The organism is Coprococcus sp. AM97-35 (assembly GCF_027697525.1).
GTDB classification, from domain to species: Bacteria; Bacillota; Clostridia; order Lachnospirales; family Lachnospiraceae; genus Allocoprococcus; species Allocoprococcus comes.
The window spans coordinates 116,975-132,771 of sequence record NZ_JAQESL010000003.1; the positions used below are offsets into that span (position 1 = coordinate 116,975).

Consider the following 15,797-nt stretch of genomic DNA (forward strand, 5'->3'; position numbering starts at 1 on the left):
TTCCTTTCCATTGCCTGTTTTTTACACCAGTTCAGCAATTACTTTTTCCATATCTTCCCAGGTTTCGATATTATATACTTTGACACCTTTGTCGATACGCCGCATAAATCCGGCGAGTGTTTTTCCCGGTCCGATTTCCACAAAAGTGTCTACACCATCTTCAATCATAGTTCTCACACTTTCCTCCCATCGTACCGGTGAAGAAATCTGTTTTGCAAGAAGTGCTTTTGTCTCTTTGATATCCGTCACATATTTTGCCGTAACATTCGTCACATAAGGAATGGCAAGTGGTTCAAAATTTCTCTTCTCCATTTCCTTCGCAAGCTCTTCGCCTGCACTTTCCAGCATCTTTGAGTGGAACGGACCACTTACATTTAACAGAACCGCCCTTTTTGCTCCGGCTGCTTTTAAAGACTCTGCTGCCTTTTCTACCGCTGCGGTCTTTCCTGTAATTACAATCTGTCCCGGACAGTTATAATTTGCCACAGACGCACCCGGAATTTCTTCCGTCACTTTTTCAACCGTCTCTCCATCTAGTCCCAGGATTGCCGCCATGGCTCCTTCACCTGCCGGAACGGTATTCTGCATCAGAATCCCTCTTTTTCTCACAAGAGAAATGGCGTCTTTCGGCTGCATACCTCCCGCTGCGCTGATCGCACAGTACTCTCCAAGGCTGAGCCCGGCTGTCACATCCGGTGTAAGACCTCTCTTTTCAATCTCGGCTGTCATTGCAAGACAGGCTGTTACCATGGCTGCCTGAGTGTATTCTGTCTGATCCAGCTGCTCATTTTCTTCAAAGCAAAGCTTTGTCATATCAAGTCCAAGCTCTGCTGTTGCTGTATCAAAAATCTCTTTTGCAAGTTCACTGTTTTCATAAAAATCTTTTCCCATACCGCACTTCTGCGCGCCCTGTCCCGGGAAAATGAATGCTGTTTTATTCATAAAATCCTTTGCCTCCGATCAGTGCATCCGTCTCACTTACCAGCTTTTGGATCAGGTCTTTACAGCTCATGATCTCTTTTACCATGGCTGCACTCTGTCCCGCCATTACGCTTCCGTTTGTCACATCTCCGTCTACAACGGCCTTTCTTAAGCCTCCAAGTGTAAGGTGCTCAAGTTCTTCAAAGGATGCACCGTTTTTCTCAAGGTCCAGATATTTTTTCGTCATTTGGTTGCGAAGTGCTCTTACCGGATGTCCTGTGCTTCTTCCGGTTACTCTGGAATCAATGTCCTTCGCTTTGATGATCGCATTTTTATAATTTTCATGTACGATAGATTCTTCGGTCGCAACAAAATGGGTTCCCATCTGTACGGCTTTTGCTCCCAGCATAAATGCTGCCGCAATTCCTCTTCCATCTGCGATTCCTCCGGCTGCGATTACCGGAATCTTCACTGCGTCTACAATCTGTGGAACCAGTACCATAGTCGTATTTTCTCCGATGTGTCCTCCGGATTCACATCCTTCCGCAACAACTGCATCTGCCCCGCACCGTTCCATTCTTCTTGCAAGTGCAACGGATGCAACCACCGGAATGACTTTAATTCCTGCTTCTTTCCACATTTTCATATATTTTTCCGGGCTTCCGGCGCCTGTCGTTACAACCTTTACGCCTTCTTCCGCTACTACTTTTGCCACGTCCTCTGCATAAGGACTCATCAGCATGATATTTACTCCAAATGGTTTATCAGTCAGCTTTTTTGCTTCTCTGATCTGTTCACGTACCCACTCAGCCGGGGCGCTTGCAGCCCCGATGAGCCCAAGCCCGCCGGCATTTGATACGCCGGCCGCAAGATGATACTCAGCAACCCAGGCCATTCCGCCCTGGATGATCGGATACTCGATTCCAAGTAATTCGGTTACTTCTGTTTTCATATTACAACCTCTTTCTGTCTGTGTTTTTGCGATTCTTATTTTTTCAGTCCTTCGATGTATGTTACAACACTTCCGATTGTCTTGAGATCACCGATTGCTTCCGTATCGATTTCCACACCAAATTCATCTTCAAATGTCATAACCATATCCATCAGATCAAGGGAATCTGCTCCAAGAGATTCAAAAGTTGTCTCCTCTGTGAGGTCTGCTGCGTTTACGTCAAGTCCTTCTGCTACGATTTCTTTTACTTTTTCTAACATGTTCTTAGTCTCCTTATTGTTTGATTATTTTTATATTTACCACTCTATGAGTGTGGCTCCCCAGGTGAGTCCGGCACCGAAGCCGCAGAGAACAATCTTCTGTCCTTTGTGGAAGCGACCGGTTTTGTTCAGTTCATCCAGGAGGATTGGGATGCTGGCGGATGATGTATTACCGTATTCTTCAATGTTGACCGGGAATTTTGCAAGGTCTGTTTTCATCCGTTTTGCCACAGATTCGATGATCCGTAAGTTTGCCTGATGCAGAACGAAAAGATCAATATCTTTCTCGGTCAGATCTGTTTTTTGCAGAAGTTCTCCAATGACTTCCGGCACTTTTTTTACGGCAAATTTGAAAACTGCCTGTCCATCCATGGATACATAAGTCTGTTTTTCATTTTCTTTGTCCTGCCAGTTTTTCTGCTGACGGCTTTCGCAGGCAAGTACCTGTCCTTTTGCTCCGTCAGAATGGGTAACTGCCGGAAAGATTTCACCTTCTTCTGCACAGATCACGGCTGCTCCTGCCCCGTCACCAAAAAGAATGCAGCTTCCTCTGTCTTTCCAGTTGACAATTCCGGATAGGGTTTCACTTCCGATCACCAGAATGTTCTGATACATTCCGGCTGCTATGTAAGCCTGCGCAGTATTGTAGGCATACACAAAACCGCTGCATGCGGCACTGATGTCGAAACAGGTTGCATTTACTGCTCCCAGCTCTTTCTGGACTTCGCAGGCAGTGCTTGGGATCACGGTGTTTGGCGTGATTGTAGATACCAGGATCAGATCCAGATCGTCTGCATTTAATTTTGCATCTGTAAGTGCATTTTTTGCCGCTTTTATCGCCATGCTGACTGTTGTATCTTCTTCTGCAATATGTCTGCGCACAATTCCGGTCCGTTCACGGATCCATTCATCATTCGTCTCCACAAACTTCGCGAGATCATTGTTGTCGTAATAATGCTCCGGTATATAAGAACCGGTACCGCATATCCTTCCTCTCATGGTTGTTCTCTCCATTTATTTTTGTTTTAAAATCTTTTTCGTTTAAAATATTTTTATATTCAAACTATTTGATAATATAACATAATCGGAATGATTTGACAAGAGGGAAATTTTTTTGTTTGACGCGAGGGGCAAATGAATGGAAAAGAAGAGTTCCTGTTCTCTTCTTTCCCATTCATCTGCCATTCAAATCGGTACAAAAATGACGTGCTTTAGTCTCTGTATTTTCTGTTCTGAGTACAAAAAATCCTGCGATTTTGCCAATTCAAAATCGCAGGATTTTTCTTATTCTGTAACTTCCTGATATGCCTCTTTCGTCTGTTCTCCGCTCCTGCGGATCCCTGCAAACAAAGATCCGGATATATTATGCCATACACTGAAGATCGCCCCCGGAAGGGTTGCCAGTGGATTTGCCGCGAAATTGGCAGTCGCAAGGGAAATTGCAAGTCCACTGTTCTGCATTCCGACTTCGATGGCAATAGCGGTTGCCTTATCGTACTCAATATGTAAAATTTTCGCTGCACCAAGTCCGATTCCCATTCCGCAGAGATTGTGAAGCATCACAACTCCAAGAACCAGAAGTCCGCAGCTTAAGATTTTTTCTGCATTGACGGCTACGATTCCGCTGATGATCATTACGATTGATACAACTGAGATCAGTGGCAGAACCTCTGATATTTTCTGGATCTGTTTTCCCCAGACCCAGTTGATCAGAATTCCCAGAAGTACCGGAACCAGAACAACCTTTACTACAGAAATTACCATTGCCCAGAAGGATACTTCTACCCAGGCTCCGGCGAGTACATACACCAGAAGTGGTGTTACAATCGGTGCTGCAAGAGTTGATGTGATCGTCATTCCGACAGAAAGTGCCACATCACCTCCGGCGATATAGGTGATCACATTGCTTGCCGTTCCGCCCGGACAGCAACCAACCAGGATCACGCCAAGTGCCAGATCTGTCGGCAGCTGCATCAGCTGACACAGGATCCACGCGATCACCGGCATGATCGTGTACTGTGCGATGAATCCGATCAGGATTTCTTTTGGTCTGGAAAAGACTCTTTTGAAATCGTCCATCTTGATCGTAAGCCCCATGCCGAACATGGCAACTCCGAGAAATACAGAAGTGTAGCTCGTTGTCCACGCAAAACCGTCACGCCAGAAAAATGCAATGATGGAAAAACAGATAATGATGATCCCGATATATTTTGTAAGAAAAGAGCTGACCTTTCCCACTTTTTTCATTCTGTTTTCCATAGGCTATACCTCATAGCTGAAATTGTCGATCAGCCTTGTTTTTCCAATATAGACTGCCATGGCAACCAGAACATCTTTTTCCACACTCTCGACCGGCTGCATATCCAGTGCATCTACCATGGATACATAGTCGATCTTTGCAAGCGGCTCTGCTTCGATCACTGCGCGCATCTTTGACAGGACTTCTTCTGCCTTAATTCCCTTGCAGATCGCCTCCTGACCGGTTTTAACGGCTCTTGAAAGGCACAGTGCAGCCCTTCTCTCTTCTGCGCTTAAATAGGTATTTCTGGACGATTTGGCAAGTCCGTCTTCCTCACGGATGATCGGGCAGCCTACGATCTGGATATCAAAATTCAAATCCTGCACCATTTTGCGGATGATTGCAAGCTGCTGTGCATCCTTCTGTCCAAAATAAGCTCTGTCCGGTGCTACAATATTGAATAATTTGGAAACAACCGTACATACCCCTTTAAAATGGATCGGTCTTGTCTTTCCGCAAAGGGTATCAGATAACGTATCAATACTTACGTAAGCATGTGGATCATGATACATATCCTTCGGTTCCGGATGGAAGATCAGATCTGCTCCAAGGCTCTCACAAAGCTCACTGTCACGTTTAAAATCTCTCGGGTATGCTTCCAGGTCTTCTGTCGGTCCGAACTGTGTCGGATTGACAAAATCGGATACCACAACAATATCGTTTTCCTCACGGCATCTCCTTATCAGGCTTGCATGCCCTTCATGTAAGAATCCCATGGTCGGTACAAGACCTACGGTTTTTCCTTCTTTTTTCCAGTTCTTAACTAATTTTCTTGTCTCTTCGACTGTTGTTGTTACCTGCATGATAATTCTCCTCTTTATAATAAATTCGGAGATAGCCTCTTGTTCTGAATTCAACAAATTTCATTTTGTTTTTAGATTCCTTATTTTTCCTGGTCTTTCAACAACCCATGTTTTTCATAATTTGTCACACGGCTGATCTTATTTTCATCATCCACGAAAACAACTTTTGGTTTATGTTCTTTGGCTTCTTCTGCCTCATAATTTGCATAACACATGATAATAACCTTATCACCTGTACTTACACATCTTGCCGCAGCGCCATTTAAGCAGATCATTCCGCTTCCACGCTTACCACAGATCGTATAAGTTTCAAATCGGCTTCCGTTATTCACGTCCACGATCTGAACCTTCTCATATTCCATAATTCCTGCTGCCTCCAGCAGTTCCTCATCAACGGTAATACTTCCCACGTAATCTAATTCTGCCTGTACTACCGTAGCACGATGAATCTTTCCTTTTAGCATCTCAACTGTCATGTCTTACTCCTTTTCTGTCCGGAAACACGTAAAACAAAAAAGCATTGTCAAGGCATACTTCTCCCTGCAAATGCTTCTGCTATTCTTCGTATTCCCTGAGTCTTATTTTACCTCTTAATAAATATAAGCTCCTTCTCCGTCACCTGTTGACGGAAACGATTTCGATATGAAATTGTTGTGATTCAGTCAGAGTATAGTTTTGTAGTTTTCAAATACTACCTCCGCGGATATTATTGCACCTTGACAAGAGATTGTCAATCCGATGTTCTCATGTATTTAATTCAAGACATCTGTGCGGAAGATGGGGCGCAACTCGTCCGGTGGACGAGTGCTCTGCGCCGACCGTAGCGGAGCGAAGACCTGGACCCTGGGTTCAGGGATCGCTTCGGTACAATAAAAGAAAACCTCAGGCGAATCACCTGAGGTTTCTTTTATTATGCGGAAGATGGGACTTGAACCCACACGCCCTTGCGAGCACTAGAACCTGAATCTAGCTCGTCTGCCATTCCGACACTTCCGCGTCAACAAAAAGAATCTTATCACATACCAACCGGTTTGGCAAGTGTTTTTTATGTTTTTTTTGACTTTTTTTACATTTCATTAAATTACATCAATTATTTTGAATGCAGTTTGCCGCATCAATTGTAATTACCAGAAGAAGTCCCATCAATTCATCTGCCGGATTTGCAAAATCCAGTACATAAGTATCTCCCCAGTGGAATAATTCTTTTGTAATATGTACCACAGGACTGCATGCTTCATAGATATCATAATTCCATCCCATGAAATCTCCTTCTACATGCCATCCATTAAACTCAACATCATACTTCGGTCGAAACAATGTAAAACGCTTTTCAATCCGTCCAAGTGTCTGCCCATTCACTTCAATTTCAAACACTGGAAGTAATGACATCACTTTTTCTTTAATCAACCCGAGTTCGTTCCCTGCCATATCATATACATGCAGCCGGTGTCCAAGCGACAAAAACTCTGCTTTTACAAAATATTTCGCATTTTCATTCTCATCATAAACATCATATGAATCTGTCCATGAAAAAACTCTCTGCTTAACAAGTAATTTCATACGCTACTCCTACTCCGGAAATTCATACTTCCTCAATTCGCAGTTCTTAATTCCAAATGCCGCAAACTCTTCATTCGTCATATCATAAAAATAAGACTGGATTACTCTGGAAATTCCATTATGTGCAACCAGTAGATAAACCTTATCATCCGCTTCTTTCCGAATATCATCCAGAAGATTGTAAATCCTCTGGCACAGATGAAGCATTGTCTCCCCGCCTTCAAAATGATTGATAAAGTTCTGTTTTGCCTTTTTGAACTCCTCCCCATTTCTCGGAGTGGACTCATATTTTCCAAAATTCTGCTCCTTCAGGCGCATCTCCTCACGCATCGGAATTCCTGTCACCTCCGAAATATGGCGCGCGGTCTCCTTCGCCCGGACAAGTGGCGAATACAGGATCTCGTCAATCTTTACGCCCTCTTCCTTAATCTTTCTTCCAAGCTCCATTGCCTGCTCATGTCCAAGCTCTGTCAGCTCGATATCTGTCGCACCACAAATTTTATTTTCCACATTCCATACAGTCTGTCCATGTCTTGTAAAATAAAAATGTCCCATTATTCTTTCTCCCAGTACGCTTTATTTGCCGAACATTTCCGGACAAAATGCTCCGGTAAATGCGCATAATGTTTTCCAAAATGATAGGCAAGATACCGAACCGCACTTCGCGCCGCCACTTCACCTAAATATTCCTCCATATGATTCTGCTTCAGAAGCGCTGAAGTCACACGGACCAGCCGCATTCCTTCTTTTCCCGGTTTTGTATTTTCAATCATCTCCGGATGCTCCGCATGCGCAACCCCGATATCAAAGTTACGCTTCCAGAGTTCGCGCAGATTGTCATTGCGATAATACAGAATCTCAGCCTCTGGCGCATAAACCGTCTGCCAGCCCTTTTCCAGAAGTCTTCTCGCCGCGAGCATGTCCTCTCCGGCGATCATCCTCTTTCCAAAGCCTTCTGTCTCCAGATACGCACTTCTTCTGTACGCTGCGCATACATTAGAATTGAAAAATGTCCGGATCCCAAGCTTTCTGGTATCTTCCAAAGACTTTTTCATACCTTTCGGCGGATAGTTAAACTGTCTCACACAACACTCGATCGGACTGCATTCATCATCTGTCATATGCCTTCCATACACGACCGCCGTCCGCTCCTCTTTAAACGGTTCTGTCAGCTTCTCTACCAGATATCGGTTCTGTGGTATCGCCATCTGTACCATAAAAATCACAATATCCGAATCCAGTTCCCGTATGATCGCATCTCTGCTTCCTGCCCGGTCATATTCCTCCTTTGGAGTATATCGGACCTCAATTCTTTTATCCATATAGATTTCCGGGATTTCCCTATCAATCGGATTCTCATAAAGAACTTCAAGCAAAATTCTGTCCGGCATTACACTCTGTCTCAATAATCTCTCTATACTCATTTTCAGTCGTCCATCTGGTCGGAAGACTGGAATAACAATCTCAATATTCAAGTCATCATCTCATTTCGTTTTTCTTACTAATCAGTATATACAAATTTTTTCCAGCTTATATCCTGATTTACTTACAACCATTATGCTGCATATTCTTCTTTTTTCTTCCTGTCCATCGCGGAAAGTTCCTTAAGCTCCCTCACCATGAAATATCCGCAGACGATTGCTGCTGCCGCATCTGCAATTGGTCCGGCATACATAACCCCGTCAATTCCCATAAACAATGGAAAGATCACGATCAGCGGCAATAAAAAGAGAATCTGTCTTGTCAGGGACATAAATACACCCAGCTGCGATTTTCCGATGGAGTTGAAAAAGTTCGATGTAACCGGCTGGATTCCATTGATAAGCGTAAGGAACATATAGATCCGGAAATACCGCTCTGAAAACTGAAAATACAGCTCACTTCCCGAACCAAATACGCTGATGATCTGTCTTGGGAATACCTGGAAACAGAAAAATGCAATTCCGGAAAGAACGGTTGCAGTTCCAAGTGCGAGCAGGTAGCTTTTCCGTACCCGTTCATACTTCTCTGCGCCATAGTTGAATCCGATAATCGGCTGGATTCCCTGGGAAATTCCGATAACAAATGACATAAAAATCATATTTACTTTTGTAATGATCCCGGCACAGGCAAGCGGAATGTCACCGCCATATACAGACTGTGCTCCATAATGCGACAATGTATTATTCAGTACGATCTGTACGATCGTCATTGCAATCTGGTTAAAGCAGGCACTGGCACCGAATTTGAAAATATTCTCGATATGTCTTCCCGTCATATGGAAACTTTCCTTTGTAAGCCGGATCGTTTTAAAATGGAACATATACCGCAGACTGATGCAGAACGAAACGATCTGTCCTATGATCGTAGCAAGTGCTGCGCCCCTCATTCCCATCTGCAGCCCAAAAATAAAAATCGGATCCAGAATTGTATTTACAATAGCACCCACCAGCATAGATGTCATCGAATACCGCGGACTTCCATCCGCAAGGATCAGCTTACTCATCCCTGTATTTGCGATCAGAAAGGGAAAGCCAATTGCCGTGATCCGTGTATATTCCTGTGCATACGGAAGTACCTCCGATGTGGCACCGAAGAATTTCAGCATCGGAGTCAGAAAAATCGTCGTTACTGCAAAAAGTGCAATCCCGAAAATTGCCATCAGGCAAATTCCATTTCCCGCATACTCTGCAGATTCTTTTTCTTCTCCTGCACCAAGCTTCAATGAAAAATTGGTCGCACTGCCGATTCCAAGCAGCAGTGAGATTGCCGTACAGGAAGTAGAAAGCGGAAACGCAATATTCGTTGCTGCATTTCCCAGCATTCCCACACCCTGACCAATGAAAATCTGATCTACAATATTGTAAAGAGCTGTTACCAGCATGGAAATAATGCATGGAATCGCAAATCCAACCAGTAGTTTTGATTCCTTTTCATACCCAAGCGGATTGTCCTGCTCATTCACTGTATTTGCCTTTTTATCTCTCACCTTTATAGCCTCCTCCAGATGTTCATATATAAATGCCGCTGTCTCACTTAGTGTCATCGTTCCATTTATCCGCTCCACAGCTTCTCCTCTTGGAACAAGTACAAATTCATCTATTACCTGACACATTACAAAATTCTGCGTTTTTTATACTTCTACTCCATCATCTACAATTTACATCTGTTTTCTGACGACTCTGTATTCATCTCCAGATCTGTAGTAAGGACACTGATAATGCTGATCCGTCAGAAACCGCATCATCTCATCCTCATCCAGGTCTCTGTCACACGTGTAACATTCATATTCATCATCGTAAATATAAAATGTACAGGTGTCACAACAGCTCGCTGTATTTGCCATAACCTGCCTCCTGTTATTTCTTTTCCTGTTCAAAAATCGGTATCAGCTGCAGGTGTCCTCCTTTAAAACAGGTTCCATCTTAGTTCATTCCTTTTTCTTTTTCTCCCACCGGCTTCGCCCAGTTGACAATCAGGATTCCGATAGAAACCAGCACCAGTGCGATCAGGTCTTTCATTCCGAATACATTTCCCTCACGCAAAATGATCGCGGAAAGGATCACCCCAAATACCGGATTCGTAAATCCGAAGATCGATACCTTGGATACCGGATTGTATTTCAACAGGATCCCCCACAGCGTGTATGCAACTGCAGAAATCAGCGCCATATAGATCAGAAGAATCATTGCCGGCATACTTGCCGTATGGATTCTTCCACCCATCACGAATCCGATCAGGATCATCACGAGCCCGCCTGCAGTAAACTGATATCCGCTTAACATCACCGGATCAGATTTGGCTGAATACTTCTTGATCAGTACAGAAGATAATGCATAAGCGATCGCAGAGATAAAAATAAATCCATCTCCGGTCAGATTAAAGCTCATATCCACATTGCTTCCGCTCAGATTGATCAGAACCACCCCTGCAAATCCGACGATACATCCGAGCACTTTTTTCTGATCCAGTTTCTCCTGATGAAAGATCAGGCTTGAAACAAGAATTGCAAGGAATACATTGGATGCCTCAACGATCGATCCTTTGACTCCGGTCGTATGTGCAAGTCCTACATAAAAGAAAAAATACTGGACCACCGTCTGTAAAAGACAGATTTTTCCGATTCTCGGAAGATCTCCCTTCCCCGCTTTCAGAAAACGTCCCTGCAGGATCGATCCAAACAAAATAACCATAATGCCTGCAATCGTAAAGCGGCACCCTGCAAACAGGATCTGCGTGGCGGTATCGGCTGAATCGATCTGAAACAGCCGGTAGCCAACCTTGATACAAGGAAAAGCACTTCCCCATAACGCACAGCAGACCATTGCAAGAAGACATACCACCCAGGTTTTCCTCATTGTAGTCTCTTTTAACTTTATCATCTCATTCTTTCCGTTTCTTACGCAAGTAGTTCATCTGCAAGTTCTTCCATTGCAGTTACATCTGCATCTTTCATTGCAGATTTGATCGTAACAGTCTTTTCGCAGAGTGTGATCTTCTTCATTTTCTCTACATAACTCTTCATCACGCGTGCTGCTGTCGGAGCCCAGGAACCATTCTCGATAATTGCGATCTTACGGTTCTGGTAGTTCTTATTGGTCAGTTTGTTCAGGAAAGTCTCCATGCACGGGAACACACTTGCATCATAGGAAGCTGCTGCAAGAACCAGCTTGTCATAGCGGAATGCATCCTCGATTGCCTCTGCCATATCATCTCTGGAAAGGTCAGTGATCGCTACCTTCTTTGCACCTTTGGCTTCCAGGATTTCTTTCATCTTCTCTGCTGCCTTCTTGGTATTGCCATGGATCGATGCATAAGCAACCAGTACCCCGTCATCTTCCGGTTCATAGCTGCTCCATGTCATGTATTTTCCGATATAGTATCCCAGATTTTCTTTCAGGATCGGTCCATGAAGCGGGCAAATCGTCTGAATGTCCAGAGTCGCTGCTTTTTTCAGAAGCGCCTGTACCTGTGCACCGTATTTGCCTACGATATTGAAGTAGTATCTTCTTGCTTCACAAGTCCAGTCCTCATCTGCATCCAGCGCACCGAATTTACCAAATCCATCTGCTGAGAACAGAATCTTCTCAGACTTTTCGTATTCAACCATAACTTCCGGCCAGTGAACCATCGGAGCCATAAAGAACTGAAGGGTATGGCTTCCAAGGGAAAGTTCTTCACCTTCTTTTACCGCAACTGCACGGTCTGCCAGATCTGCGATTTCAAAGAACTGTGGAAGCATTGCAATAGCTTTTGCACTTGCCACGATCTTGGCTTCCGGATATTTATCTGCAAATTCTTTGATGCTTCCGGCATGATCCGGTTCCAGATGAGATACAACCAGATAATCCGGTGTTCTTCCATCCAGCACCCTCTCCAGATTCTCTTTCCATTCGTCTGTCTTTCTCGTATCAATCGTATCCATAACTGCGATCTTCTCGTCCAGGATCACATAAGAGTTGTAGGATACTCCGTTTGGAACGATGTACTGGCTCTCAAAGAGATCCAGATCCTTATCATCTGCTCCGATATATTTTACTGCATCTGAAATTACTATGTCTTTCATGTTAGTTCCTCCTTGTAATTGGTGATTGAAAAGATGTTGGGGTCAAAAGGTATTTTGACCCCTTTGATACCAAATTGCTACGTGCTTTGCACTCTCGCAATCCTCAAAAACATTCGTAATCCGCTCATTTTTTTTAAAAATTGGCTACTTACTCATTTTTTTGGCAGGAAGTTCCTACAGAATTTCCTGTTAAATAAGAAAGCTGGAAATATTACATTCCAGCCCCCTTAATTTCCACTCTTAATAATACTATGGAAATAACACACTTTCAATAAAAAAAGCGTTTAATTTTTTCATATCTGTTCTCATTTTTTACATTAACCGGCACACACCATCTGTTCCTGCTCGTAAATGTGAAACGGCGCATCAATCGGATTTTTCATATCCCAGAGATAATATCCACCCTCTTTATAATACACCGGAAGAGTCTCGCATCGTTTTACACTCCGGATCAGTTCCTGCACCGAACGGATCTCTCTTGGAAAATACGTTGCATAAAGTCCCAGCTTCTCCGGCACATGACAATCACTTGATCCAACTGTTGCAATTCCAAGCTCAGCCGCATATTCTGCCGCCTTTCGATTTGCCTCGTAAAGTGTGCTGCCGTTCAGCACTTCGATTCCATCAAGTCCCTTTACAATCTTCAGGTTCTCTTCCAGTCCCCTGTTATTATTGCGGAATGGATGGGCACTGAAACACATACCGCCCTGTGCCTGTACCAGATCTACAAACTCCTGTGCCGGGATTCTCTCTTTTGGATAATCCTCAATTCCAAATGCTACAATGTCTCCCTGCAGGGAATAAAATTCAATTCCGACAAAAATCGGAAATCCTGTTTTCTCCGAATACTCTGCCGCAAATTCCTTCAGTCCCATACTGTCATGATCCGTAATACAGATTCCATCAAGTCCTCTGCGCTTTGCGATCTCTACCATGTTCTCCAATCTTAAAAAGCTATCCCCCGAATAACGCATCTCATGCATATGCATATCAATTATCAACTGTTAATAACCTCCTGTTAAAATGCCTTTTCATTTCTCTTTTCTTCATTTTAACATGTTGTTTTACAAAAAAATAATTGATAATTTACATGCAGAAATTCAATTATAGAGTTTTCCGATAAACACTCTATTGCTCAAATATCTGCATAAGATGCGCACAAAGTCCGTCCCACGAAATCTGCTCCAGATGCTCCTTCTCCGGCTTTGATCCAGGATATTTTGCGATCCCTTCGATGGCTCCGGCAAGTTTCTTTTCAAATACCGGAAGTTCTTCTTCCACAGGTTCATCTTCATTCACTCTTTTTGGCGGCTCTACAAAAACCACACCATTATCCGGAAGATTCTGATCGATCCAATTCCTGATCCCCGGTAGATCTGTACAGATCACATAGGTACCACATGCCAGAGCCTCAATGATCACAAGCGGAAGACCTTCATAAAAAGATGGCAGTACAAACACATCACTCTGATTCATCTTCTTCGCCAACTCCTGCTGTGTGATCTTCCCGGCAAAGGCAACTGCAAACGGACACTTTTCGGCAAGCTCCCGGATTTCCTGATATTCGCCCTCATCTCCGGCACCTCCTGCCAGTTCCAGAGAAATAATAAGACCGGAATCCTTCAGATAATCCAACGAACGGATCAGACTTTTCACACCCTTTTTCTCTGAGATCTTTCCGGCAAAGATTAGTCTCAGCTCTTTTTCTTCTCCCTGTGAAGCCCCCATCTCCTGCCGGAAAACATCACTGTTATAGCCGGTTCCGATCACCCGTACCTTCTCTCTGATATGCTCCCCGTAAATTCCGCAGATCATCTCTTTCTGCTCCTCATGCAATGCAAAAATCCCATCCAGCGCAGGAATTCTCTGTAAAATGTATTCCCGGTTCTGTTCTGTCTTGCGGATCTGCCGCAGGTCGGATCCATGGGATACTCCATATACCTTTTTATCAGGAAACAGCTCTCTTACAATCGCTGTAAGGAGATACAGATGGTGACACAGGATCACGTCCGGATCCAACTCCTCCACTGCTTTTTTCAGTACCTCGCCAAATGCGTTCCGGAACGTTTCCGTCATCTCCTCTGTCAGGTCTGAATACCTGGTACTCGGATACGGCATCTCGTCCGACATTCCCGTGATCGGATACGGTAACTGCTCCGATTCAAAATATACCGGATAAAAGCTTACCCCCTCCGGAAGACATACCTGATCAGCTTTTGTAACTCCCGCGATCACTGACTGTGTGATTCCCTTTTTTTTAAATCCTCTGACCAGTTCCGTCAGATAGATACCGCTTCCGGTACTGTCCGGCTTCTGGGCTGTGACACTTAATATTTTCATTCTTTCGTCCCTCTTACTTTGTTAAAATTTCCCTGTTACATGTATTTATTGCCGCAATGTAATCAATAAAAGCGGTACTCACCGTTTATCATTTATCCATGCTTTAGTTATTCTCCAGTTTCTTTTTCATCTGTTTTTTTAGAAGTTCTTCCTTTCATTGGATGAAAATGTTCCGAAAGGAGAATGTTTTTGAGGATTGCGAGAGTGCAAAGCACGTAGCAATCTGGTATCAAAGGGGTCAAAATACCTTTGGGTCCCAACATCTTCATATGATTATATTAACATATAGTTGGAATCTGTAAAAGAGACGATCTCGATCCGGATATTTTCAACAGAAATATCTAAATACTGCTTTTTCTTTTCTTTTTCCGCTTTTTCCTTAAAATCCATAAAAAAAGCAAAAAAAGAAACCTTTTTGGCAAAGGTTCCTCTATTACTTCTATATATAATATAACTGGTTTTGTTATGTTTAACTAAATGCGGATGACAGGACTTGAACCTGCACCTCGTAGAGACTAGATCCTAAGTCTAGCGCGTCTGCCAGTTCCGCCACATCCGCATTTTTTTAGTCCCACAGAAAACCATGGGACTAAATAAGTGAGCGTGCGGGGATTCGAACCCCGGACAACTTGATTAAAAGTCAAGTGCTCTACCACCTGAGCTACACGCCCGTAACTGGGCCAGCTGGATTCGAACCAGCGAGTGCAGGAGTCAAAGTCCTGTGCCTTACCGCTTGGCGATGACCCATTATCTTTATGTCTTGACATAGAATGCGCCATGGCACATTCCCGCGCCTGCGACAATCGCTTAACTTACAGCATCCCGAATCTGACAAAGCTCTCATATCCTGCCGGAGACTTTTATGATATCCATTCTTGCAATGTCTATCATAAAAAAAATGCGAGCATTTCTGCTTGCCATTTCTTTCAAATATTATAGATTAAAGGGTGGATACAGGGATTCGAACCCTGGGCCTCCAGAGCCACAATCTGGCGCGCTAACCAACTGCGCTATACCCACCATATAAACGTGCTTGGAGGGATTCGAACCCCCGACCCACGGCTTAGAAGGCCGTTGCTCTATCCAACTGAGCTACAAACACACAACACTGAATTCT

16 protein-coding genes and 6 tRNA genes are annotated in these 15,797 nt (G+C 43.8%); all 22 read right to left on the reverse strand.

The genetic code is table 11. The annotated features are described in order from the left end of the window. Positions 1-21 precede the first annotated feature (21 nt). The 22 genes from fabD to PG840_RS04075 all read right to left on the reverse strand — a co-directional run bounded on the left by fabD (position 22) and on the right by PG840_RS04075 (position 15,782). Positions 22-942, reverse strand: a complete 921-nt coding sequence (gene fabD / locus PG840_RS03970) for an ACP S-malonyltransferase (protein ID WP_008372746.1) — start codon at positions 940-942, stop codon at positions 22-24. After that, on the reverse strand, positions 935-1,873 hold the full coding sequence (gene fabK / locus PG840_RS03975) for an enoyl-[acyl-carrier-protein] reductase FabK (protein WP_055249162.1): 939 nt from the start codon (positions 1,871-1,873) through the stop codon (positions 935-937). Before fabK ends, fabD begins: the two co-directional genes overlap by 8 nt. Positions 1,874-1,908: 35 nt before the next feature. Further along, positions 1,909-2,133, reverse strand: coding sequence for an acyl carrier protein (locus PG840_RS03980; RefSeq protein ID WP_008372743.1), 225 nt, complete (start codon positions 2,131-2,133; stop codon positions 1,909-1,911). 36 nt (positions 2,134-2,169) lie between these two features. Next, positions 2,170-3,132, reverse strand: a complete 963-nt coding sequence (locus PG840_RS03985) for a beta-ketoacyl-ACP synthase III (protein WP_270613374.1) — start codon at positions 3,130-3,132, stop codon at positions 2,170-2,172. Positions 3,133-3,417: 285 nt separating this feature from the next. Next, positions 3,418-4,392 (reverse strand): bile acid:sodium symporter family protein, encoded by a 975-nt coding sequence (locus PG840_RS03990; protein ID WP_117557677.1) that lies wholly within the window; start codon positions 4,390-4,392, stop codon positions 3,418-3,420. 3 nt (positions 4,393-4,395) lie between these two features. After that, entirely contained in the window at positions 4,396-5,235 is an 840-nt protein-coding gene (gene panC / locus PG840_RS03995; protein WP_270613375.1) for a pantoate--beta-alanine ligase, read from the reverse strand. Positions 5,236-5,315: 80 nt separating this feature from the next. Next, positions 5,316-5,711, reverse strand: coding sequence for an aspartate 1-decarboxylase (gene panD, locus PG840_RS04000; RefSeq protein ID WP_055156306.1), 396 nt, complete (start codon positions 5,709-5,711; stop codon positions 5,316-5,318). 437 nt (positions 5,712-6,148) lie between these two features. Continuing rightward, a tRNA-Leu gene (locus PG840_RS04005) sits at positions 6,149-6,231 on the reverse strand. A 90-nt stretch (positions 6,232-6,321) separates the two neighbouring features. Next, positions 6,322-6,795, reverse strand: coding sequence for an LURP-one-related/scramblase family protein (locus PG840_RS04010; protein WP_117823453.1), 474 nt, complete (start codon positions 6,793-6,795; stop codon positions 6,322-6,324). A 9-nt stretch (positions 6,796-6,804) separates the two neighbouring features. Then, on the reverse strand, positions 6,805-7,350 hold the full coding sequence (locus PG840_RS04015) for a histidine phosphatase family protein (protein ID WP_055156301.1): 546 nt from the start codon (positions 7,348-7,350) through the stop codon (positions 6,805-6,807). Then, complete coding sequence (locus tag PG840_RS04020; RefSeq protein ID WP_270613376.1) at positions 7,350-8,270, reverse strand: glycosyltransferase; 921 nt, start codon at positions 8,268-8,270, stop codon at positions 7,350-7,352. The genes PG840_RS04015 and PG840_RS04020 overlap by 1 nt, the downstream gene beginning before the upstream one ends. An 80-nt stretch (positions 8,271-8,350) precedes the next feature. Then, complete coding sequence (locus tag PG840_RS04025) at positions 8,351-9,889, reverse strand: MATE family efflux transporter (protein ID WP_270613377.1); 1,539 nt, start codon at positions 9,887-9,889, stop codon at positions 8,351-8,353. 45 nt (positions 9,890-9,934) lie between these two features. Beyond that, positions 9,935-10,120 carry a DUF6472 family protein gene (locus tag PG840_RS04030; RefSeq protein ID WP_008372704.1) on the reverse strand — a complete coding sequence of 62 codons (186 nt, stop codon included), beginning with the start codon at positions 10,118-10,120 and terminating at the stop codon, positions 9,935-9,937. Between the two features lie 79 nt (positions 10,121-10,199). Continuing rightward, positions 10,200-11,156 carry a DMT family transporter gene (locus PG840_RS04035; RefSeq protein ID WP_173685669.1) on the reverse strand — a complete coding sequence of 319 codons (957 nt, stop codon included), beginning with the start codon at positions 11,154-11,156 and terminating at the stop codon, positions 10,200-10,202. A gap of 17 nt (positions 11,157-11,173) precedes the next feature. Next, the gene (locus tag PG840_RS04040; protein WP_118198960.1) at positions 11,174-12,340 is read right to left on the reverse strand and encodes an FprA family A-type flavoprotein; all 1,167 of its coding nucleotides are present in this window, start codon (positions 12,338-12,340) and stop codon (positions 11,174-11,176) included. 317 nt (positions 12,341-12,657) lie between these two features. Next, a complete protein-coding gene (locus tag PG840_RS04045; protein WP_117558582.1) occupies positions 12,658-13,341 on the reverse strand; it encodes a PHP domain-containing protein in 684 nt (227 codons plus the stop codon). A 127-nt stretch (positions 13,342-13,468) separates the two neighbouring features. Next, complete coding sequence (locus PG840_RS04050) at positions 13,469-14,680, reverse strand: glycosyltransferase family 4 protein (protein ID WP_117558581.1); 1,212 nt, start codon at positions 14,678-14,680, stop codon at positions 13,469-13,471. Positions 14,681-15,158: 478 nt separating this feature from the next. Then, positions 15,159-15,239: transfer RNA gene (locus tag PG840_RS04055), tRNA-Leu, on the reverse strand. Between the two features lie 39 nt (positions 15,240-15,278). Continuing rightward, positions 15,279-15,351, reverse strand: a tRNA-Lys gene (locus PG840_RS04060). A gap of 4 nt (positions 15,352-15,355) precedes the next feature. Next, positions 15,356-15,427 (reverse strand) — tRNA-Gln (locus PG840_RS04065). 199 nt (positions 15,428-15,626) lie between these two features. Next, positions 15,627-15,700 (reverse strand) — tRNA-His (locus tag PG840_RS04070). 8 nt (positions 15,701-15,708) lie between these two features. Further along, a tRNA-Arg gene (locus PG840_RS04075) sits at positions 15,709-15,782 on the reverse strand. Positions 15,783-15,797: the final 15 nt, after the last annotated feature.

Excerpts from the sequence above, each read along its gene's own strand:
- PG840_RS04015 (WP_055156301.1), bottom strand. The coding sequence starts at position 7,350 with ATGGGACATTTTTATTTTACAAGACATGGACAGACTGTATGGAATGTG.
- PG840_RS04010 (WP_117823453.1), bottom strand. The coding sequence starts at position 6,795 with ATGAAATTACTTGTTAAGCAGAGAGTTTTTTCATGGACAGATTCATAT.
- PG840_RS04030 (WP_008372704.1), bottom strand. The coding sequence starts at position 10,120 with ATGGCAAATACAGCGAGCTGTTGTGACACCTGTACATTTTATATTTAC.
- PG840_RS03990 (WP_117557677.1), bottom strand. The coding sequence starts at position 4,392 with ATGGAAAACAGAATGAAAAAAGTGGGAAAGGTCAGCTCTTTTCTTACA.
- PG840_RS04025 (WP_270613377.1), bottom strand. The coding sequence starts at position 9,889 with ATGTGTCAGGTAATAGATGAATTTGTACTTGTTCCAAGAGGAGAAGCT.
- PG840_RS04040 (WP_118198960.1), bottom strand. The coding sequence starts at position 12,340 with ATGAAAGACATAGTAATTTCAGATGCAGTAAAATATATCGGAGCAGAT.
- PG840_RS03985 (WP_270613374.1), bottom strand. The coding sequence starts at position 3,132 with ATGAGAGGAAGGATATGCGGTACCGGTTCTTATATACCGGAGCATTAT.
- PG840_RS03980 (WP_008372743.1), bottom strand. The coding sequence starts at position 2,133 with ATGTTAGAAAAAGTAAAAGAAATCGTAGCAGAAGGACTTGACGTAAAC.
- panD (WP_055156306.1), bottom strand. The coding sequence starts at position 5,711 with ATGACAGTTGAGATGCTAAAAGGAAAGATTCATCGTGCTACGGTAGTA.
- fabK (WP_055249162.1), bottom strand. The coding sequence starts at position 1,873 with ATGAAAACAGAAGTAACCGAATTACTTGGAATCGAGTATCCGATCATC.
- fabD (WP_008372746.1), bottom strand. The coding sequence starts at position 942 with ATGAATAAAACAGCATTCATTTTCCCGGGACAGGGCGCGCAGAAGTGC.
- PG840_RS04050 (WP_117558581.1), bottom strand. The coding sequence starts at position 14,680 with ATGAAAATATTAAGTGTCACAGCCCAGAAGCCGGACAGTACCGGAAGC.
- PG840_RS04035 (WP_173685669.1), bottom strand. The coding sequence starts at position 11,156 with ATGATAAAGTTAAAAGAGACTACAATGAGGAAAACCTGGGTGGTATGT.
- panC (WP_270613375.1), bottom strand. The coding sequence starts at position 5,235 with ATGCAGGTAACAACAACAGTCGAAGAGACAAGAAAATTAGTTAAGAAC.